General features: G+C 62.8%; 19 protein-coding genes. 14 read left to right on the top strand and 5 right to left on the bottom strand.

The genetic code is table 11. From position 1 onward, the window contains the following. Positions 1–189: 189 nt before the first annotated feature. From IVB45_RS13410 to IVB45_RS13395, 4 genes are all read right to left on the bottom strand, one after another. A complete protein-coding gene (locus IVB45_RS13410) occupies positions 190–942 on the bottom strand; it encodes an outer membrane beta-barrel protein (RefSeq protein ID WP_247359652.1) in 753 nt (250 codons plus the stop codon). Positions 943–1,207: 265 nt separating this feature from the next. Further along, positions 1,208–1,483, bottom strand: a complete 276-nt coding sequence (locus tag IVB45_RS13405) for a hypothetical protein (RefSeq protein WP_247359653.1) — start codon at positions 1,481–1,483, stop codon at positions 1,208–1,210. Between the two features lie 129 nt (positions 1,484–1,612). Next, positions 1,613–1,819, bottom strand: coding sequence for a hypothetical protein (locus IVB45_RS13400; RefSeq protein WP_247359655.1), 207 nt, complete (start codon positions 1,817–1,819; stop codon positions 1,613–1,615). Between the two features lie 111 nt (positions 1,820–1,930). Next, positions 1,931–2,449: a hypothetical protein gene (locus IVB45_RS13395; RefSeq protein ID WP_247359656.1), complete on the bottom strand. Its 519-nt coding sequence runs from the start codon at positions 2,447–2,449 to the stop codon at positions 1,931–1,933. A gap of 322 nt (positions 2,450–2,771) precedes the next feature. On the opposite strand from IVB45_RS13395, the gene IVB45_RS13390 reads away from it, so the two are divergent. From IVB45_RS13390 to IVB45_RS13380, 3 genes are all read left to right on the top strand, one after another. Beyond that, on the top strand, positions 2,772–3,056 hold the full coding sequence (locus IVB45_RS13390; RefSeq protein ID WP_247359657.1) for a hypothetical protein: 285 nt from the start codon (positions 2,772–2,774) through the stop codon (positions 3,054–3,056). 302 nt (positions 3,057–3,358) lie between these two features. Continuing rightward, the gene (locus IVB45_RS13385; RefSeq protein WP_247359658.1) at positions 3,359–3,667 is read left to right on the top strand and encodes a hypothetical protein; all 309 of its coding nucleotides are present in this window, start codon (positions 3,359–3,361) and stop codon (positions 3,665–3,667) included. Positions 3,668–4,096: 429 nt separating this feature from the next. Then, a complete protein-coding gene (locus tag IVB45_RS13380; RefSeq protein ID WP_247359659.1) occupies positions 4,097–4,372 on the top strand; it encodes a hypothetical protein in 276 nt (91 codons plus the stop codon). A gap of 145 nt (positions 4,373–4,517) precedes the next feature. On the opposite strand, the gene IVB45_RS13375 is transcribed toward IVB45_RS13380, so the two are convergent. Then, positions 4,518–5,396, bottom strand: coding sequence for a MurR/RpiR family transcriptional regulator (locus IVB45_RS13375; RefSeq protein WP_247359660.1), 879 nt, complete (start codon positions 5,394–5,396; stop codon positions 4,518–4,520). A gap of 316 nt (positions 5,397–5,712) precedes the next feature. Between IVB45_RS13375 and IVB45_RS13370 the strand changes: the two genes are divergently transcribed. The 11 genes from IVB45_RS13370 to IVB45_RS13320 all read left to right on the top strand — a co-directional run bounded on the left by IVB45_RS13370 (position 5,713) and on the right by IVB45_RS13320 (position 18,937). Beyond that, on the top strand, positions 5,713–7,254 hold the full coding sequence (locus IVB45_RS13370; RefSeq protein WP_247359662.1) for an ABC transporter substrate-binding protein: 1,542 nt from the start codon (positions 5,713–5,715) through the stop codon (positions 7,252–7,254). 79 nt (positions 7,255–7,333) lie between these two features. Then, positions 7,334–8,278: an ABC transporter permease gene (locus tag IVB45_RS13365; RefSeq protein WP_247359663.1), complete on the top strand. Its 945-nt coding sequence runs from the start codon at positions 7,334–7,336 to the stop codon at positions 8,276–8,278. Next, positions 8,275–9,135, top strand: a complete 861-nt coding sequence (locus IVB45_RS13360; RefSeq protein ID WP_247359665.1) for an ABC transporter permease — start codon at positions 8,275–8,277, stop codon at positions 9,133–9,135. Before IVB45_RS13365 ends, IVB45_RS13360 begins: the two co-directional genes overlap by 4 nt. A gap of 3 nt (positions 9,136–9,138) precedes the next feature. Next, entirely contained in the window at positions 9,139–10,113 is a 975-nt protein-coding gene (locus IVB45_RS13355; RefSeq protein WP_247359666.1) for an ABC transporter ATP-binding protein, read from the top strand. After that, complete coding sequence (locus IVB45_RS13350; RefSeq protein ID WP_247359668.1) at positions 10,110–11,075, top strand: ABC transporter ATP-binding protein; 966 nt, start codon at positions 10,110–10,112, stop codon at positions 11,073–11,075. Before IVB45_RS13355 ends, IVB45_RS13350 begins: the two co-directional genes overlap by 4 nt. 339 nt (positions 11,076–11,414) lie before the next feature. Continuing rightward, on the top strand, positions 11,415–12,665 hold the full coding sequence (locus tag IVB45_RS13345; protein ID WP_007593010.1) for an ABC transporter substrate-binding protein: 1,251 nt from the start codon (positions 11,415–11,417) through the stop codon (positions 12,663–12,665). 129 nt (positions 12,666–12,794) lie between these two features. After that, positions 12,795–13,622, top strand: a complete 828-nt coding sequence (locus IVB45_RS13340) for an AraC family transcriptional regulator (RefSeq protein WP_027569321.1) — start codon at positions 12,795–12,797, stop codon at positions 13,620–13,622. A 200-nt stretch (positions 13,623–13,822) separates the two neighbouring features. Then, positions 13,823–14,833: a branched-chain amino acid ABC transporter permease gene (locus tag IVB45_RS13335; protein WP_247359669.1), complete on the top strand. Its 1,011-nt coding sequence runs from the start codon at positions 13,823–13,825 to the stop codon at positions 14,831–14,833. 1 nt (position 14,834) lies between these two features. Beyond that, positions 14,835–15,956, top strand: coding sequence for a branched-chain amino acid ABC transporter permease (locus IVB45_RS13330; protein ID WP_247359670.1), 1,122 nt, complete (start codon positions 14,835–14,837; stop codon positions 15,954–15,956). Continuing rightward, positions 15,949–16,731, top strand: a complete 783-nt coding sequence (locus IVB45_RS13325) for an ABC transporter ATP-binding protein (protein WP_007593014.1) — start codon at positions 15,949–15,951, stop codon at positions 16,729–16,731. Before IVB45_RS13330 ends, IVB45_RS13325 begins: the two co-directional genes overlap by 8 nt. Beyond that, positions 16,724–18,937 (top strand): ABC transporter permease, encoded by a 2,214-nt coding sequence (locus IVB45_RS13320; RefSeq protein ID WP_247359671.1) that lies wholly within the window; start codon positions 16,724–16,726, stop codon positions 18,935–18,937. Before IVB45_RS13325 ends, IVB45_RS13320 begins: the two co-directional genes overlap by 8 nt. Positions 18,938–18,940: the final 3 nt, after the last annotated feature.

Raw genomic sequence — 18,940 nt, 5'->3', positions numbered from 1 at the left:
GGCGTCGTGTTGGGAGTGCGTCCCGTCGCGCGCGCTGCCGCACGGGAAGCGGTGCGGCCCGGCACTCCGACCAACCGCGGCGGTCCCGTCGATCGCGCCGACAGGCGCTGACTGGCTTGCGCGGTACGGCCACAAAAATGAGGGCCGACATGACTGCCGGCCCCCTGAAGACGTCAGACCCTGGAGAGCTCAGTACCTTGCGACGACCGGGTTGGCCCCGCCGAAGCGGTAGTTGAAGCGCACGGTGAGCATATCGACGTCCTGGGTGATCCGGTCGTTCACAAAAGCGGCAAGGCGCGGATCGGCGACCGTGAACGAATTATTCCGGTGCCCCATGAACAGATGATCGTATTCGAGCCCCACCGACCAATTCGGGGTGAAGCCGTACTCGAATCCAACACCAATGACGCCACCCCAACGGGTCGCACTTTGCGCGGCGAGTTCGACGCCGGACGCAGTATCAAGGACGCTCAGCCGGTTGTCTGTCACCGCCGCGCCGCCCTTCACGTAGAGCAGTGACGCATTCCAGGCGTAGCCGATCTGGCCGGTGAAGAGGCCGATGGCGCTCGTTTTGGCGCGCGTGGAGAGCGTCGGATCGAACAGGCTGACGCGCTGGTTACTGAGATCCGCCCAATCGCCCTGAGCCTCCAGACCAAACACCCACTGGCTGGCCTGCCAGCGATAGCCAAGCTGGCCACCGATGACGCCACCGGATCGATCGCGGCAGCCGGAAGCGACGGCGACGCCGGCCGCGTCAAGGAAATCCACGCAGTTGTGGTTCTGCGCCCAGCCACCATTGCCGCCGATGTAGAACCCCGTCCAATTGTAGATTGGAACGATCGGTGCCAGAGGCGGCGCCTTCACGGCCATATCGGCAGCCATGGCGGGTCCCATGGCCAACGCCACCAGGCCAATTGTTGTCAGCAGAAGTCTTTTCATCATGCTCTCTCCTTGCCGGCCGCTTTTTGATTGCTCGAACGGCGGCTTGTTGCATTGCAATCATCCCCCAACTTCCAGCTGAAACTCTACGGGCGAGGCCGCAAACTCCACGTGCCAAAATGGCAACACTCAAGACATTTCGAACCAGGCTTCGGTTTGCCTCGCCCGCGGAGTCGAACGACTGGCGCCAGTATCCGAATTGGCCGAAAGGCAGCCGTCTGCTCCGAGTCACCTCCAGTCATCCGCATCAACCACCGTGATGGCCCGCCTATTTCTCCGGGTCGCGCTTGGCATCGGGGCCGGTAATCTCGTCGCCTCGGCCTTGCTCGATCCAGGACGGAATGTCGCTCGAGGGAATCAACCGTCGCGGCAAAAAGGGATTGAGCGTGCCTGCGAACACGATCATTCCCTCGTTGAATTTCTCTCGCGCGAAGGTCCGCGCCTCGGCTTCGCTCTCGAATGTGCGCGTTTCCCGGGGACTTCGCCGCTTCGGCAAGGTCCCGCGCTTGTGCACCTCGAACGTGACGTACCAGGTTTGCGGCATCCGCCAGCTTCCGGATCTCAATCAAGCGGACATCTGTCGGCAAATGAAGATCGGTAAGATCATGTGACGTCCTAGTTGCGCCGCTCTTCGCGGCGCTCCGTGCGCCCTGTCCGCCTTTCCTAACTGCGTTCAGTCCGGCCCCGTGCGCCGTTCCTGACGCCGCTCGTAGCGGGCTCCCCGCCTCTCCTGGCGTCGCTCCATGCCGATCGTCTGCGCCGGCGCTTCTGTTCCGAACAGGAACGTGCCGGATGTCGCCAATCCGAGTACAGCGGCCCATCCCACCAACGAAAAAGCCTCGCGACGATCGACCCGTCCAGACATTAACGTTTCACTCATGTCAGTTACTCCCGATCTTCAAGGACGTTTGATTGGGCAATGCCTCGACGTGCGCTCGTTGACAGTATCATGGCGGGCGCCCCACTCCGAAGATGCGACCATCGGAGACGCTCACCAAACCTGGTTGCCAAACCAGCCGTACTGCGGCGGCCGCGCGACGAGCCGGATATTTTTTTCGATGTGCCTCCTCACAATTTTGTTTTGACGCTGCGGCTTCGCATCAGCCTTTGCCGACGAACGCGCTGGCGGTCGTTCGGCATCGAGCGGTCCGAGCTGAGCAAAGGCCTCGCGAACGCGCGTCTGTTGGAAGTCGGCGCCCGGCAGGGCACCAAGTTCGACCTTGGCGATGTCGGTTGCGACAATCGTGGGCCGGCTCGTGTCGAGAACGACCCGCTCGGGCAATTTCCAATCGGAATGGATGCGGATGGTGGCGGAGCGCGCAGCTTCACCGCGTATGGCGGGCCGATCCGGCACCAGCGCGTCCGCAACGAAGAGCATCGCGAGCAACGTACCGCCGACATAGAACAGATATCGTGAGATGGGCATCGTCAGCGCCATTGCCGCCGCAGATCTTCGTCTGGCAAGCAACGGGCCACGGCGGCAGAATTGGCGCAGCAATGCAACCTGCATGGACGTGGTAGCCTAAATCGACCCGCCGTTGCGTCGGCCGCGGCGCGCCCCTTGTGAAGCACTTGCTGAGGCATGGCGGCACTTCGTCGGTAAGCGCACGCACGCTGCAGCAAGGCTAATGTTCACCGCGTCCGAACGCGGCTTCGCTTGAGCCAGATCAACGAATTGAATTGTCCCAAACACGGCCTCGCGTAGTGCCGCACGGCTTGGTCAGTGTCAGTGACATGCCCCTTGGTACAATGGCCGGAAGGGCAATTGCAGAGATGTAGAACGCAACGCAGAATTCTCACCGCGTACATCGAGCTTCTGGCAGGGAGGGCCGATGATGAGCCAATTCGAGCTGAGTTCGCGCGCGGCACTTTGCCGACAGCTTGCAAGCCAGGATCCGGCGAACCAAACGGTCTGGATGGCCGAGGCAAGAAGCTGGTCACGGCTGGCCGCCGAGATGCTTCCTGAAGAGCACCTATTGAAAGGCGGCATCACCGCCCGGCTATTCTTCGCCTTCAACAAATTGGTCGCGGCGCAACACGAGCCTACGCCGGCAGAATTGATGAAGAGCAGATCCAAACGCGTCATGCCGTCTCGGAGCTTGTCACCGACGGCCTGACGCATTCGAGCGAGAAGCGTTCGCACGATGGCATACTTGGCCCAAGTGTGGAGAGAGCCGGTCCACCACGTGACAGCACGCTTCCCGATGCGCCCCGGCGGGCTGCACTCGACATCAAAGCGTCGTCATCCAGATTTCCTTAACGCGATCCGAACTTGACGCGGTAAAATCGAAGACGAAGCAGATGCGATTTGTTGAATCCCTTGATCTAAAGCAAGCCACGGCCCTGGTGCTGCGTTGGTCTTATGACGTAGAGGTTCATTTTTGGAGAAGGTCCATGAACTCAGCGAGCGCAAGGAAGATTGCCCGCTGCCGTCGCCGTCCTCGTATGCGGCACGACGTTGTCCAACGGCTGGAACGACCAAGGCGGAATTTCGCCGCAGGTCGACAAGGCGCAAGCGGCGACGCGATTGTACGTCACTTCCTATTATCGCGGTCACTACTACACGAATGACGGTCTGCCCTGGTACGCGGTGCGAGCCTATTATTTCGGCGGACCGTGGAGCTACGGCTACAGCGGCTGGACCGACTATGCGGCGCGCAACGGCATCGGTTGCGTCCCAGGCTCGTTGGTGAAGGGCGGCGATGGCATCATGTACGTGTGCCAATAGAGCTTCATGATGGCGCGATGGGCGGCGCCCATTAAGCCGCCCGTCGCGCTGATCTGCGCTTAGGAGATCGACGGCTGAGGGGGAGGATACCATGACCTATGTTTTGGTCGTCATCAGCTGGCTCGGCGTCGCGAATGGCGCTGTCATATCGACACAAGAATTTTCAAGCGCAGAGCGTTGCGAGCAGCCCGGACGGCGCTGATGGAATATACGAAAGCACGCAGCAGCGACGAGACACTGAGGCCGCTCTGCATACAGAAGTAGAAACGAGGCGAAAAGGGTGACGCATGTACCCGACCCAACTGAAACGTTCTGGTGGTTCGCCTTCGGTTACCAGCTTACGATTCCCACGGTTCCTTGATCTTGATCAACGGTCCGAGCGCCAGTCCATGGAACGATCCAGATTGACTCTCACAGGCGGAGACTATCATGAAGCGTGGTTTGATCACAAAACTATCACTCGCAATTGCCGTGGTCGCCCTCGGAGTGTCCGGCTCGATCGACTGGTCGGCGGAGGAAGGCCTTTCGCTCGCGCTCGGCCGGGCTGAAGCACGAGTCGGGCGGCCCTTGACGCCCGTATCAGTCGCCGGCGTAGCACGGCGCACCACCAGACGCGCGGTCGTCGGCGGCGCAGCAGTTGGTGCAGCCGCGGTCGGCACGGCGTGTGTCCGCGTTCTGGTCAATGGCAGCTACGTCTGCCGCTGATAGCCGTCGTTGCCAGCTTTGAACACCGCATCCTGCCGGATGGTTTTTCTGCGGGATGTGCGGTTCAGGTTTCACAGCGCGATTGATGTTGCCACATGCGAGCGGCATGCACCGACCAAATCCTCATTGGGCCATGGTAAATATTTCAGTCCCCCAGCGGCCCTTTGGCGTCCCCGTCGCTCCCCTTCAGCAACTCGTATTTGATCCGCCGCATGCGGGCCTGGGCTTCGAGCGGCTTGCAATAGGCGGTTGACGCTGCGAGCAGATCGATGGTGGCGAGAAATGCATAGCGCGACGCGGTCGGCTTAAGCGCGTCTGGCGCTTCGGGCACGTGCACGCCAAGCGCAATATCGGCGATTGAGGCCAGCCTGCTTTGCGGCTTGGTGATTGCGACGACCAAGGCGCCGTATTGCTTGGCGATAGTGGCTGCCTCGATCACTTCGTTCGCCGCACCGGTGGTCGAGATGGCAACGACGACGTCATCCCGCCCGAAAGTCGCGGCGATCATGCGCATCAAGCTCGGATCGGAGGCATGCGAGACGGCGATCCCAAGACGAAAGAACCGGTTCTGAACTTCCGCCGCCGCAAGAGTGGAACCGCCCCCCACCCCGAACGCTGCAAGCTTCGAACAGCGGGAGATCGCTTCGGCAGCCCTCTCGATGTCGTCCTTGCGAAGTCCCTCCTCGGCAGCGGCAATTGCACGACGAATTTCCTGAAACACCGACCGCCAGAGCGCGGGGCGTGCCAGATCGGTCCTGACATGCGGGGGAGGCTCAACGTAAATCCGCCCAACCGCCATTGCTTGAGCCAGCCTCACCTTGAGGTCGCGGACGCCCCGGCAACCGACGGAGCGGCTGAACCGGGTTACCGTCGGCTCGCTGACGCGCGCCCGGCGGGCCAGCTCGGAATTGCTGGCGTGAACGGCAAACTCCATATCGGCCAGCAGCACCGTGGCAACGCGCTGCTCCGACGGACTGAGGCTTAGAGCGCTCTGCCTGATAAGGGAGATGATGTCGCCGGCCATGACATTGTCGTCGCCCGACGGCTTCGAGATCGCTGCACCAACGGCTCTCGCCGGATGATTTCGCTTTGCACGCGCCATTGCCTGCCCTTCTCCAGGTCAGATCCACCTGCGCCATTGGCGGGAGGCTGCCGTAAGAAACCTTCAGCACCGACAAGCGTATATCGGCTTGCCCCATCAAGAATAGCATTTTCCGCTTGATAATTGCCAGATTGTGTATGTAACTTTCAAACAATCAATAGCGTGCCAGCAGCCCAACAGCTGAAAGGCACATCCCCTGCACCGGGAAGCAGGCGGTCAGCAAGGCGGGAGGGCGATCATGAGATACGGTCCAAGTGTCTTGATGCGTGGCGTCGTGGGGCTGGCCACCGCTTCATTCTTGCTTGCGCAGGCCAATGCCGCCACCCTGCTGCGCGAAGCCACCATCGGAGAACCGCCACCGCTCGATGTCATGCTGACGACAGCCGACGTCGCATCGGTCATCGGCCGCCACATCTTCGAGACCCTGTATGCGCTGGACTCGACCTATACGCCGCGTCCGCTGCTGGCCGAGAGCGATCGCACGGAAGACGGCGGTCGGACCATCGTCATCAAGCTCCGCGAAGGTGTCCTCTTCCACAACGGCAAGGAGATGACCGCCAAGGACGTGGCCGCCTCGATGACGCGATGGGGCAGTTTCGGTGCCCGCGGCAAGCTCCTGATGGCGGCGGCTACGTCGGTCGAGGCCACCGGACAGTATGAAGTCACCCTGAAATTGTCCGCGCCGAACGGCGCCTGGAAGGCTCTCATTGCGGACGTCAATGGCGGTCTTGCGATCTATCCGGAAGACATAGCCGCCAAAGCGGGGAACCGGCCGATCGAGCAAAAGGACTATATCGGCACCGGGCCTTACAAGTTCGTGGAGTGGCGGCCGAACCGCTATGTCGAGGTGGAGAGGTTCGACGGCTACAAGCCGGTGAAGGAAAAGGGTGACGGCTTCGCCGGCGCCCGCGTTGCGAGCTTCGACAAGATCCGGTTCATTCCGGTGCCTGACGTCGGAACGCGCGTGAGCGGCGTGCAGGCGGGCGACTACGACTATGCGGAAATGATCTCCGGTGATCTGTACGAGTCCCTGAGCAAAGATCCATCGGTTCAGGTGCAGCGTACCAACGCGCCGATCTTCGGCCTGTTCTTCATGAACTCGAAGCAGGGAATCCTGAAGGACAATTACAAGCTCCGTCGCGCTATCCAGACCGCGCTGGATAAGTCGCAGGCGCTGCGCGTCGCCTTCGGTCCCAAGGACCTATGGACTGCCGAAGGATCGATCTTTCCAAACGGCACACCCTGGTACTCGAGCGAAGGCGTCTCCAATTACAGTGCGCACGACCCGAAGAAGGCCAAGGAGCTCGCAAAGGAGGCGGACTACACGGGGACGCCGATCCGCCTGCTGGTCTCGACGAACTACCAGGCACACTATGACGAAGCCTCCGTCTTCACCCGCCAGCTGGCCGACGCCGGGATCAATGTTCAGATGATGGTCGTCGATTGGGCGACCCTTCTGAAGATGCGCGGCCAGCCGGAACAATGGGACATCTTCGTCACCCACCATTCCTTCGCGCCCGACCCGCTGCTGCTCACGTTCTTGAATGCGAGCTATCCCGGCTGGTGGGACAGCCCCGAGATCGGCTCGCTTAGAGCTGAGTTGATCAACACGACCGATCCAGCCGCGCGCAAGTCGACTTGGGGCAAGATCCAGTCGCTGATCTATGAGCAGGTACCGGTGATGAAAGTAGGCGATGCCTACACCTATGACATTGCTTCTCCCAAGCTCAAGGGGCTCAACCCAAACGGCCCCGTGTTCTGGAATGTGTCCACGAAATAAGGACGGGCAATGAGGCCGCGAAGACTGTCGAGCGCCGGCGCCGGCGCGCATCGTTGCAGCTGACCAGGCGCTCAATCACATGTGGTCTTACGCATTCAAGCGCGCAGCAACGACGGCGGTGACGCTGCTGGCAGCGTCCATCATCATCTTCGCGTTCATCCATATCGTGCCGGGTGACCCGATTTATGTTCTGCTCGGTGACACCGCGACCCCCGACCAGATCGACGCCTTGCGACACCAGCTCGGTCTCGACCAACCGATTATCCTGCAATATCTCACTTGGGCCGGCCATGTGCTCGAGGGCGACCTCGGGCGGTCGATCTTCTTCCAGGCGCCCGTGCTGTCGGTAATTGCCGATGGCGCCGAGACCAGCACTTTGCTCGCCACCATGACGATGATCTGGGTTGCGGTCATCGGGGTGCCGATCGGCATGATTGCGGCGGTCCGGCACGGCACGTGGCTCGATCAGGGATTGTCCGGCGGGGCGATGCTGATGGCCTCGATACCCACGTTCTGGGTCGGGCTCTATCTGATCCTGATCTTTGCGGCCTGGCTTGGTTGGTTTCCGAGCTCCGGCTATCCGTCGATCTTCGAAGGTGGTGTCCTCAATCTCCGCTATCTCGTCCTCCCAAGCCTGGCGCTTGCGGCTCCGAATGCCGCTTTGATCCTGCGGCTGACGCGCGCCAGCATGCTCGACGTCTCCCGGGAGGACTATGTACGCACGGCCCGTGCAAAGGGAATCCGGCCGTGGCAGGTCGTGCGCCGCCACATCTGGCGTAATGCACTCCTGGCGGTCGTGTCGGCCTTCGGCTTCACCTTCGCCGCGCTGCTGTCCGAAGCGGTGGTGACCGAAACCGTGTTTGCCCTGCCCGGCATCGGCCGCCTTGTCGTTCAGTCGATCCTTCGCCGAGACTACCCTGTGATCCAGGGCGTCATCCTGGTCATCGTGGTGGTTTATCTCCTGATCAATCTGATCGTCGATCTGAGCTATCGTCTGCTCGATCCGCGGGTTGAACTGCAATGAGCAGCAACAGCGTGACATTGTGGCTCAAGCCGTTTGTCGCCCGCCCGATCGCGCTGGCCGGGCTCGGGGTTCTTCTGGCGACTGTGCTCGCCGCCGTCTTCGCACCCTGGGTGTCGCCTTACGATCCGTATGCCATCGATCCCCTGATCCGCCTGACGCCCCCGAACGTGACCCACTGGTTCGGCACCGACCAATTCGGCCGGGATACCCTGTCGCGCACCATTCATTCAGCACGCATGGCACTTCTGATCGGCTCCGGCGTGGTCGTCTTCGCTCTCGCGACCGGCGTTCCGGCCGGCGTACTTTCCGCTCTGTTCCCGCGGCTGGGGCACCTGCTGATGCGCATAGTCGACGTGCTGATGGCTTTCCCGACTCTGCTTCTCGCACTCGGCCTGATTGTCATCTTGAGCCCGAGTGTGGCCACCGTCATTCTGGCCATCGGGATCGGCTACATGACGACGACGACCCGCATCGTCTATGGACTGACACTGCGCTTGCGCGCGGAAACCTACGTCGAGGCGTCTCGCAGCATGGGCGCCGGAGCGGCGTGGCTCATCACTCGGCACATCTTGCCGAACCTGGTCTCACCACTTCTCGTGCAGGCCAGCTTCGTCTTCGCGTTCGCGCAGCTCGGCGCGGCTTCACTCGACTTCCTGGGCCTCGGCGCCCCGCCGGACATTCCGAGCTGGGGCAATATGCTGGCGGAATCGCGGACTTTCATCACGCGCGCTCCGTGGCTGCTCTTCTTCCCGGGCATGATGATCGTGGCGACTGCATTTTCTCTGAACCTGGTCGGCGATGCATTGCGCGATCGACTCGATCCGCGGTTCCGTCAAGTCTTCGGTGAGAAGGGTTAGGCCGTGCTGACAGTTTGCGACCTTACGGTGTCAGTGGGGACGGAAACCGCGCCGGTCGACATCGTCGCGGGCGTGTCCTTCGGATTGGCCAAGGGCGAGATCCTCGGTCTCGTCGGCGAGTCCGGTTGTGGAAAGAGCATGACCTCGCTTGCAGTCATGGGATTGCTGCCGCAGCCCGGTCCCCGGGTCCGGGCCGGGCGGGTCCTGTTGGAGGGCTGCGACGTAACGCAGCTGCAGCCCTGGCAACGTGTCGAAGCCGGCCACGGCCGCATGGCAATGATCTTTCAGGAGCCGATGACCTCACTCAACCCGGTTCGTCGGATCGGCGATCAGATCGCCGAAGCCGTACGCGTACATGAGGGAATTTCGGGCGCGGCGGCGCTCGTCCGCGCTCGCGAGCTGCTCGAACTGGTCCGCATGCCCGACCCCAAAATGCAGCTGTCCGCGTATCCACACCAGTTGTCCGGAGGCCAACGCCAGCGGGTCATGATCGCGATTGCGCTGGCCTGCAGGCCACAGGTGCTGGTCGCCGATGAACCGACCACCGCGCTGGACGTCACCATACAGGTTCAGATTCTCGGGCTCTTGCGCGAGCTCTGCAATCGGCTCGATATGGCGATATTGTTCATCACCCACGACATGGGGGTCATTGCGCAGCTCGCCGATCGCGTTGCTGTCATGTACGCCGGCCGGATTGTGGAAACTGCGGCAGTCGATGCGCTGTTCGGCGCACCCCGTCATCATTACACCCGCGGACTGATGGATTGCATGCCGTCGCGAAATTCCGGCGCGCGCCGGCTGCCTACAATTTCTGGTCAGCCGCCGCTGCCAGGTTCGGTCGCTGCTGGCTGCGTGTTTGCCTTGCGTTGCGCAGCGGTACGCGATGAGTGCCGCGTGGCGACCCCGCCTCGCCTGGAGGCCTCCCAAGGGCACGAGGTGCTCTGCGCATTTCCACTGGCCGGCGGGGAGCTGCCATGAGCGGCAATGCCATCCTCGACGTCCGGGACATGATGGTCTCGTTCAGTGCTAGGCGAGCCGGTCGGAAATATCGGGTGCAGGCGGTGGATGGTGTATCGCTGTCGCTGGCCCAAGGCGAGGTCCTCGGGATTGTCGGCGAGTCCGGCTGCGGCAAGACCACGCTGGGCCGCACCCTCGTCGGGCTGGTCCAGCCCGACAGCGGCAACATCAAATTGAAGGGAACCGAATTGATCGGAGCCGGCGGCTCCGGCCTCCGTGAGAAGCGTCTAAGCGTTCGAATGGTTTTCCAGGATCCCAATGCATCGCTCAACCCGCGGCGCGCAATTGGAGATTCGGTGGCGGAGGCGGCCGACATCAGCGGCTTCTTCAAGAGCCGCGCCGAGCGAAGCGCGGCCATAGCTGCCACCTTGACGGCCGTCGGGTTGAACCCCTCTTTCGCCGCTCGCTATCCCTACGAGCTGAGTGGCGGGCAGCGGCAGCGGGTCGGAATCGCACGCGCCATTCTTCCCACCCCGTCCATCATCGTTGCCGACGAGCCGGTCTCGGCCCTCGACGTTTCCGTGCAGGCGCAGGTGCTCAATCTAATGATGGATCTGCGTGACCAGTTGAGACTGTCGATGCTCTTCATCTCGCACGACCTTGGCGTGATCGGACAGATCAGCAGCCGCGTTGCTGTCATGTATATGGGCCGGATCGTAGAGCAGGCCGGGACGCGGACGGTCCTCGATTATCCGCTCCATCCCTATACGCGCGCGTTGGTGGCAGCAATTCCGAAGCCCGATCCATCGAAACGGATCCAGGGCGCGATCGAAATGGGTGAACCGCCAAGTCTCTTCACGCGACCGTGCGGTTGTGCATATGCGCCCCGCTGTCCAATGGCCAGCGATCGCTGTCTCGTCGATGTGCCACAACTTCGATCTGCCGGCGCCGACGGTAGGACAATCGCTTGCCACAACGTATAACCAGCGAGTGCCGCGCGCGGCGAAATCACGCAACGCCTACGATTGATTTCTCCTCTATTCGAGCGATCCTGTTCACGCGGCCGCAGTCGCAACCGCCATGCGGCTGGCGGGTGCCAATTCGGGAAGCCTGACGCCTGTTGCACCGCGATGTTAATCGCGACGCAACATTCAAAATGAGACTGCCCGTTAAACCGCCCACGGCTCCGACACGTGCACTGCATCCGAGTTCGGATAGCCTCCCTTTCAAGAACCGTTGGCCTTGTCCGAACGCCGCATCGTGCGGCGGACGCGTCAGGGCGCGGTGAAAAACAGCGACAAGAACGCCCTGGGAGGAGAGCAATGTTGAAAGGCAGTCTAGGACTGATCGCGTTGAGCAGCCTGTTACTTTCGGGCACCGCCTTCGCACAGGAGAAGATCAAGGTCGGCGTCACCGCGACGCTCGAAGGTACCTACACCGTGCTCGGCGAGGACGGTATCCGCGGCTTCCAGACGGCCCTCAACGTGCTCGGCAAGAAGGTCGGCGACAAGGAACTCGAATTTGTCATCGCTTCGACCGACGCGACGCCGGACTCCGCCGTGCGAGCCGTGCGCAAGCTGATCGAGCAGGACAAGGTACAGATCCTGCTGTCGCCGCTCTCTGGCGACGAAGGCATCGCGGTCAAGAATTTTGCAAAGACCCATCCCGAACTGACCTTCATCAATGCCGCCTCCGGGGCCCAGGAAACGACCTATGTCGATCCCGCTCCGAACTTTTTCCGCTACAACATGGACGGCGCGCAATGGCAGGTGGGTCTCGGCAAATACGCTTATGACCAAAAGAAGTATCGCAAGATCGCGACCGTCGGCGAAGACTACTCCTTCATCTATACGCAAGTGTTCGGCCTCGTGCTCGAGTTCTGCGGTGCTGGCGGACAGGTCACCAACCGGCAATGGGTGCCGCTCGGCACCAAGGACTTTGCCTCGGTTATCGCCGCACTGCCCGACGACGTTGATGCAATCTATCTCGGCCTCGGCGGCGCCGACGCCGTCAACTTCCTGAACCAATACCAGCAGGCCGGCGGCAAGGCGCATCTGATGGGCGGCTCGATCATGATCGACCAGACCATCCTGTCGTCCAAGGGAAACGCCAAGAATGCCCTGATTGGCACGCTGGCCGCGAGCGGCCAGGCCGATACCTGGGAGAACCCGAGTTGGCAGAAGTTCGTGAAGGACTATCAGGACGCCTTCCCGCCCAACAAGCGCTTCCCGAGCCCATCGCTGCTCGCCACCAACTATTATGGCTCGACAATGGCGCTGATCCTGGCGCTGCGTCAGGTCAACGGAGATCTCTCCAACAATCAAGCCAAGTACAAGGAGGCCCTTGCCAAGATCGAACTCGACGCACCCAACGGAAAGATCAAGCTGGACTCCAACCGCCAGGCGATCGGCACCAACTTCGTCACCGAGGTTGTCGACGACGGCAAGGGCGCGCTGTTCTCAAAGGTCGTGAACGTGATCCCGAACGTCAACCAAACGCTGGGCTACGATCCCGCGGTGTTCGCCAAAATCGGTTTACCGAGCCGCACTGTACCGGAATGTAAGAAATACTGACCTAGTCTCATTCGCGAACGATGACCGGCCGGGGAGAGATTTGCCAGAAGCGCGACACGTGCGCCCTTGCATTCTCTCCCAGGTTGTTGAACGCTACCAAAAAATACAAGAGCTTTTGGGAGGAGAGGCATGAGCCGGGCGCTCGCCGTCTTCCACGGCCGCTTTGGTCGGGCGACGGTCTATCAGTTGAACCGCCCTTTCAACATCCACGCACATCGCGAAGGTCATTTGATCTTCCATGTCGGCGGGCGTTCCGCATGCATCGATGTCAGCGACGGACGCTACGAGCTCACCGAAGGGTCCGTCGTCGCGGTCAATCCGTGGGAGCCGCATAATTTCTTGCCGTCCGATCTCGAAGGCGGCGCTGTTTTCTTCGTGCTCTACGTCAATGCCGAGTGGTTTGCGCCCGATGCGCCCGGCGCCGACCGCCTGCGCTTCGGCCGCACCCAGTTCACGCGGTCCGTTGCGCTGGACAAGCATATCAGGCACGCAGCCGCCCTCGTGTGCGGCGCTCCCTCGCTCAACAGCCTCGATGGCGAGCTGAGAAGCCTGATCGACATCTGTTACGACGAAAGCTGGCAACAGGCGGCGACCGCGCGCGATCCACGCGCAAACGGCTCCGTCACGGATTTTCGCGTTCGCAAATGCATCAAGATGATGTCGGAGAGTCCTGGCGCCGAGATCGAGCTCGACACCATCGCGCGCGAATCCGGCCTGTCGCGGCCGCATTTCTACCGGCTCTTCCGCACCCAGACCGGCGTCACGCCACACCTCTATCTCAATACGCTGATGATGGAGCAGGCACTGGAGGCGCTGGTGGCGAGCGAAGCGCCGATCGCTGATATCGGCTTCGATCTCGGCTTCTCATCGCAGAGCGGATTCACCCGCTTCTTCGCCGCCAACGTCGGCATGGCGCCGACAGATTATCGCCGCGCGGCCAAGGTTTTGCGCGCCTGAGGCCACGCGAAAAGATACTCACGATCAAGCGCCTCCCTTACAGCCGCATTAGGATGCGCCAAACGCGGTCCCGAAACGAGGATCGCGCGCGATAGGGAGCGCACGTGCATGGCAGGGCTTGCGGCCGGCAACGGTCTGCGTGCCCCTCCGCCCCGCTTGCGGGGCGGGAGATGGGGTGACGTGAAGACGGAGCGGCGATCATGACCCGCTTTGTCGAACGCCATCCCGCCTGGGCACTGATCGTCATCATTGCGATCGCGTTAGGACTCTGGCTGATTTTCGCGGTCTGGCCGCAGGGCGTTGAAGATGCGTTCGGCCGCAAGCGGGTCTTCCTCAACGCTCTCTTCAACGGCATCACACTCGGCGGTCTCTATTTCCTCGTCGCCAGCGGTTTTACGCTGATCTTCGGCCTGATGCGCAACGTCAACCTCGCACACGGCTCGCTCTATTTGTTCGGCGGCTATGTCGGCTACGCCATCAGCGCCGCGACCGGTTCATGGGTCCTCAGCTTCATCGTCGCTTTCATCCTGACGGCACTGGTCGGCGTCCTGCTCCAGGTCCTCGTCTTCCGCCGCATGGAGGGCCAGGACCTGCGCCAGACCATGGTGACGATCGGTCTCTCGATCGTGTTCGCCGATTTGATGCTGTGGGCCTGCGGCGGCGATTTCTATCAGATCCAGACCCCGAACTGGTTGATCGGACCTGTGGAGCTGCCGCTGGTCACCGCGGTCAAATCCTCAGGCGAGCCGGTCTATCTCCGCTATCCCATGGTCCGACTCGTGATCTTCGCCGCCTCCGTCGTGATCGGCGTGGCGATGTGGCTGGCGCTCAACCGCACGCGCATCGGCATGATCATCCGCGCCGGCGTCGACGATCGCGACATCCTGGCGGCGACCGGAGTGCGGATCCAACTCGTTTTCGTGGTGGTGTTTGCGCTCGGCGCCGGCCTCGCCGGCGTCGCCGGGGTCGTCGGCGGAACGTTCCAGTCGCTCTCGCCCGGCGAAGATATCCGCTTCCTGCTCGCCTCCCTCGTCGTCGTGATCGTCGGCGGCATGGGCTCGATCCCGGGGGCTGCGCTGGGCGCGCTTATCATCGGCCTCGCCGAGCAGCTCGGCTCCGTCTACATCCCAACCTACGCCATCGTCGTGACCTTCCTGATCATGGTTCTGGTGCTGGCAATTCGGCCGCAGGGCCTGTTGGCGAGGCGCTGACATGTCCCTCGCTCACGACGCCCGCGTCCCGGTTCGTCCCACCGCTGCTGTGCAACGCTCCAGATTGCGCGGATGGCCGGAGATCGACAATCCGGCGGCCTGGACCGTCGCAGCCATTCTCCTGATCATGCCCCTGATCGCCAACGGCTTCTTCCTGATCGAGATCTTTGCGACCACGCTGATCCTCGGAACGATGGCGCTGAGTCTGATGTTTCTTGCCGGCTATGGCGGCATGGTTAGCCTGATGCAGCTCACCATCGCGGGTTTCTCCGCCTATATGGTCGCGGTGTTTGGCGTCAGCGGCAACGCCAATATCAGCCTGGGATGGCCGTGGTGGCTTGCGGTCCCGATGGCGCTCGCGCTCGCGACCATCTTCGGCACGCTCGGCGGCGCGCTGGCGGTACGCACCGAGGGCATCTACACCATCATGATCACGCTCGCGATCGGCGCGGCGTTCTATTATTTCACCAACCAGAACTGGGCGATTTTCAACGGCCATACCGGCATCAATACCGTTGCCACGCCGCATTTCTGGGGCGTCAACTGGCGTGCCGACATTCCCTTCTATTATATCGTCCTCGCGGTAGCCGCGCTGTGCTACTTCGCCGTGGACTACATCTCCCGCGCACCGTTCGGCCTCGCGCTGCAAGGCGTACGCGACAATCCCCGCCGCATGGCAGCGCTCGGCTTCAACGTCAATGCGCATCGCGTTGCGGCCTACGCCTTCGCGTCCTTCGTCGCGGCGCTGGCTGGGGTACTCCAGGTCTGGAACTACCGGCAGATTTCGCCGGGATCCGTGAGCGTTGGAGCGTGCATCGATATCCTCATCATCGCGATCGTCGGCGGCATCACGCGCCCCGTCGGACCCTTTATCGGCGCGCTGATCTTCGTGCTGCTGCGCACCTTCGCACTCGACTTCCTGGTCAAGCTGGGGCTCGACGGCAACCGCTTTCGGCTCCTGATCGGCCTCGGCTTCCTCGCCATCGTGTTCTGGTCCTCGGACGGCGTCATCGGGCTCTGGCAGAGCTGGCGGCGCCGCCAACGCTCCGGCGCGGCAAGTTCAAATGGACGACATGGCCGGGAACCTGGCCGAGAACTTGGCCAAGGATCCCCCCATGGATAGCGTCGCGCAACGCCTCTCTGTCGTGGGCGCCGGCGCGGCGCTGGAGCTGCGCGGCGTGACGCGTCTGTTCGGCGCGCTCGCGGCACTCACCGACATCACTATTACCGTCCGCCCCGGCGAACGGCGCGCCGTGCTTGGCTCCAACGGCGCCGGCAAGACCACGCTGTTCAACTGTATCACCGGCGACTTCCCACCTTCTAGTGGCACCATCCGCTTCTTCGGCGAGGACGTCACGCACTTCCCGCCCTATGAGCGCATCCGCCGTGGCCTGCGCCGGACTTACCAGATCTCCGCGCTGTTTCCAGGCCTCACCGTCCAGGACAATGTCTACCTCGCCTGCCGGGGCGTCTCACGCGGGCGCTTCTCGTTTCTCCGCCCCGGTCAGAACGATGCGTTGATGCACGCGGCCGAAAATCTCGTGCAGGCCGTCCATCTCTCGGGCGTGAAGGATCAGCGCGTTGCCGAGCTCGCGCATGGCCAGCAGCGCCAGCTCGAGATTGCACTTGCGCTTGCCGGCGCGCCGCGATTCGTCCTGTTCGATGAACCCGCCGCGGGACTGTCGCCGACCGAGCGTGCCGAGCTGATCGAGATATTGACCTCCCTGCCCGCGCATATCGGTTACATCATCATCGAGCACGACATGGACGTGGCCCTGCGCGTCGTCGAGAGCGTCACAATGATGCACAACGGGCGGATCTTCAAGGAAGGCCGTCCGCAGGAGATCGAGTCCGATCCCGAAGTGCAGGAGCTTTACCTCGGAGGCGGCCATGAGTGAGGTCCGCCGTACCGCCGCCGCGCTCGAAGTCCGCGGCCTGGACGTCTATTACGGCCATTCGCACGCACTGCAGGGCGTGGACCTGACGCTCGAGGCCGGCGTGTTCTCGGTCGTCGGCCGCAACGGCATGGGCAAGACCACGCTGTGCAAGGCCATCATGGGGCTGGTGCCGGTCAGCGGCGGCTCGATCCGCATCCGCGGCGATGACATCACCCGACAGCCGCCTGCCCACATAGCCCGACTCGGCGTCGGCTACGTTCCGCAGGGCCGGCGGCTATGGCGTTCGCTCAGTGTCGACGAGCATCTGCAGCTTGCCGCCGGCTTGCGCCGCGGCGCCTGGACGGTCGAGCGCATCTACAAGACGTTTCCGCGGTTGGCCGAGCGCAAGGATCACGGCGGCGGCCAGCTCTCCGGCGGCGAACAACAAATGCTTGCGATCTCCCGCGCGTTGCTCACCAACCCGCGGCTCCTGATCATGGACGAGCCCACCGAGGGGCTCGCGCCGGTCATCGTGGCCCAGGTCGAGGAGATGCTGCTACGGCTTGGCGAGGACGGCGAGATGTCCGTGCTCGTGATCGAGCAGAATATCGGCGTGGCGACGGCCGTGTCGCGTAACGTCGCGATCATGGTCAACGGCCGCGTCAACCGCATCATCGATTCGGTGCGGCTTGCCGCCGATCGAGAACTGCAGCAGCGCCTGCTCGGTGTCGGAATGCACGCCGGACTCGAGCTCGACCTCGACGTGCCGCCGGCGGATACGGAACCGAAGCCTTCTCCGCAGCAGATGCGGCCAGGCGGCGCGATCCGCATCTACATGTCCAACCCGACGCCGCCGACACGCTGGTCGCAACCGGTGCCGATCGCCCGCATCGAGGCCGCGGCCCGCACGTTCTCGACACAGGTGATGCGTCTCGACGAGACGGCACGACGCCGGCGCGAACCGGTCGCGGCACAAACGCAGGGCTCTCCGGTCGTGCTCGTCGTCGGTACGCTCGACACCAAGGGCACCGAGCTCCGCTTCATCCGCGACATCATCGCCGGGACCGGCCTGCGAACCCGACTGGTCGATGTCTCCACCAGCGGCAGGCACGCGACCAGCGACGTCTCCGCCCAGGAGATCGCATTGAACCATGGCCGCGGCGGATCGGCGGTATTCGGACCCGACCGCGGCGCCGCCGTCACCGCGATGGCCGAGGCCTTCGCCAGCTGGCTGCGGCGCCAGAGCAATGTTGCCGGCGTGATTTCGGCCGGCGGCTCGGGCGCAGCGTCGCTGGTCGCGCCCGGTATGCGAACTCTTCCCGTCGGAGTGCCGAAGCTCATCATCTCGTCCATCGCCTCCGGTGACGTCGGGCCCTATGTCGGCCCCGCGGACATCACCATGATGCATTCGGTCGCCGACGTGCAGGGCCTCAACTCGATCTCGCGCGCCGTGCTGGCCAACGGCGCCAACGCGCTGGCCGGCATGGTCAAGGCGCGCCTTGATCAGCATGCAGGAAAGGATCGGAGCGACAGCGGATTGCCGTCGGTCGGCATCACCATGTTTGGTGTCACTACGCCGGCGGTGCAGAAGATCGCGGCCGACTTGCGCGAAGATTTCGAGTGCCTGGTTTTCCACGCCACCGGCGTCGGCGGGCGCTCAATGGAGGCACTCGTCGATTCCGGGCAGCTTGCAGGCGTCATCGACCTCACGACCACGGAGGTCGGGGACCTCCTGATGGGTGGCGTGTTCCCGGCGACCGACGACCGCTTCGGCGCCATCATCCGCAGCCGGGTGCCTTATGTCGGCTCGGCGGGCGCGCTGGACATGGTGAATTTCGGCGCGCCCGAGACCATCCCGGAGCGCTACCGCGGCAGGAAATTCCACGTCCACAACCCGCAGGTTACCTTGATGCGGACCACGGCGGAGGAGAACGAGCGCATGGCGCACTGGATCTCCGATCGACTCAACCGGATGGACGGCCCGGTGCGCTTCTTCCTGCCCGAGGGGGGCGTCTCCGCGCTCGACGCGCGAGGACAGCCGTTCTGGGATCCGGACACTGATGCGGCGCTGTTCCGCACGCTTGAGCGCAACGTGCGGCAGACCGCCAATCGTCAGCTCATCCGCGTTCCCAAGAACATCAATGACCCCGAGTTCGCCTCCACCATTGTCAGCGCGTTCCGAACACTGTTCGGCCGCACTGGGGCGCGCCGGAGACTAGCGAGGTGACCG

Origin of the sequence: Bradyrhizobium sp. 4 (assembly GCF_023100905.1) — a bacterium.
GTDB lineage: Bacteria > Pseudomonadota > Alphaproteobacteria > Rhizobiales > Xanthobacteraceae > Bradyrhizobium.
Note: the sequence above shows the minus strand (reverse complement) of the source record. Positions and strands in the feature narration are given on the sequence as shown.

What these genes read in the sequence shown, in the direction of transcription:
- IVB45_RS13395 (WP_247359656.1), bottom strand. Translation starts at nt 2,449, where the DNA reads ATGCAGGTTGCATTGCTGCGCCAATTCTGCCGCCGTGGCCCGTTGCTT.
- IVB45_RS13325 (WP_007593014.1), top strand. Translation starts at nt 15,949, where the DNA reads ATGGATAGCGTCGCGCAACGCCTCTCTGTCGTGGGCGCCGGCGCGGCG.
- IVB45_RS13410 (WP_247359652.1), bottom strand. Translation starts at nt 942, where the DNA reads ATGATGAAAAGACTTCTGCTGACAACAATTGGCCTGGTGGCGTTGGCC.
- IVB45_RS13330 (WP_247359670.1), top strand. Translation starts at nt 14,835, where the DNA reads ATGTCCCTCGCTCACGACGCCCGCGTCCCGGTTCGTCCCACCGCTGCT.
- IVB45_RS13320 (WP_247359671.1), top strand. Translation starts at nt 16,724, where the DNA reads ATGAGTGAGGTCCGCCGTACCGCCGCCGCGCTCGAAGTCCGCGGCCTG.
- IVB45_RS13360 (WP_247359665.1), top strand. Translation starts at nt 8,275, where the DNA reads ATGAGCAGCAACAGCGTGACATTGTGGCTCAAGCCGTTTGTCGCCCGC.
- IVB45_RS13380 (WP_247359659.1), top strand. Translation starts at nt 4,097, where the DNA reads ATGAAGCGTGGTTTGATCACAAAACTATCACTCGCAATTGCCGTGGTC.
- IVB45_RS13345 (WP_007593010.1), top strand. Translation starts at nt 11,415, where the DNA reads ATGTTGAAAGGCAGTCTAGGACTGATCGCGTTGAGCAGCCTGTTACTT.
- IVB45_RS13405 (WP_247359653.1), bottom strand. Translation starts at nt 1,483, where the DNA reads ATGCCGCAAACCTGGTACGTCACGTTCGAGGTGCACAAGCGCGGGACC.
- IVB45_RS13400 (WP_247359655.1), bottom strand. Translation starts at nt 1,819, where the DNA reads ATGAGTGAAACGTTAATGTCTGGACGGGTCGATCGTCGCGAGGCTTTT.
- IVB45_RS13365 (WP_247359663.1), top strand. Translation starts at nt 7,334, where the DNA reads ATGTGGTCTTACGCATTCAAGCGCGCAGCAACGACGGCGGTGACGCTG.
- IVB45_RS13350 (WP_247359668.1), top strand. Translation starts at nt 10,110, where the DNA reads ATGAGCGGCAATGCCATCCTCGACGTCCGGGACATGATGGTCTCGTTC.
- IVB45_RS13335 (WP_247359669.1), top strand. Translation starts at nt 13,823, where the DNA reads ATGACCCGCTTTGTCGAACGCCATCCCGCCTGGGCACTGATCGTCATC.
- IVB45_RS13375 (WP_247359660.1), bottom strand. Translation starts at nt 5,396, where the DNA reads ATGGCCGGCGACATCATCTCCCTTATCAGGCAGAGCGCTCTAAGCCTC.
- IVB45_RS13340 (WP_027569321.1), top strand. Translation starts at nt 12,795, where the DNA reads ATGAGCCGGGCGCTCGCCGTCTTCCACGGCCGCTTTGGTCGGGCGACG.
- IVB45_RS13370 (WP_247359662.1), top strand. Translation starts at nt 5,713, where the DNA reads ATGAGATACGGTCCAAGTGTCTTGATGCGTGGCGTCGTGGGGCTGGCC.
- IVB45_RS13390 (WP_247359657.1), top strand. Translation starts at nt 2,772, where the DNA reads ATGATGAGCCAATTCGAGCTGAGTTCGCGCGCGGCACTTTGCCGACAG.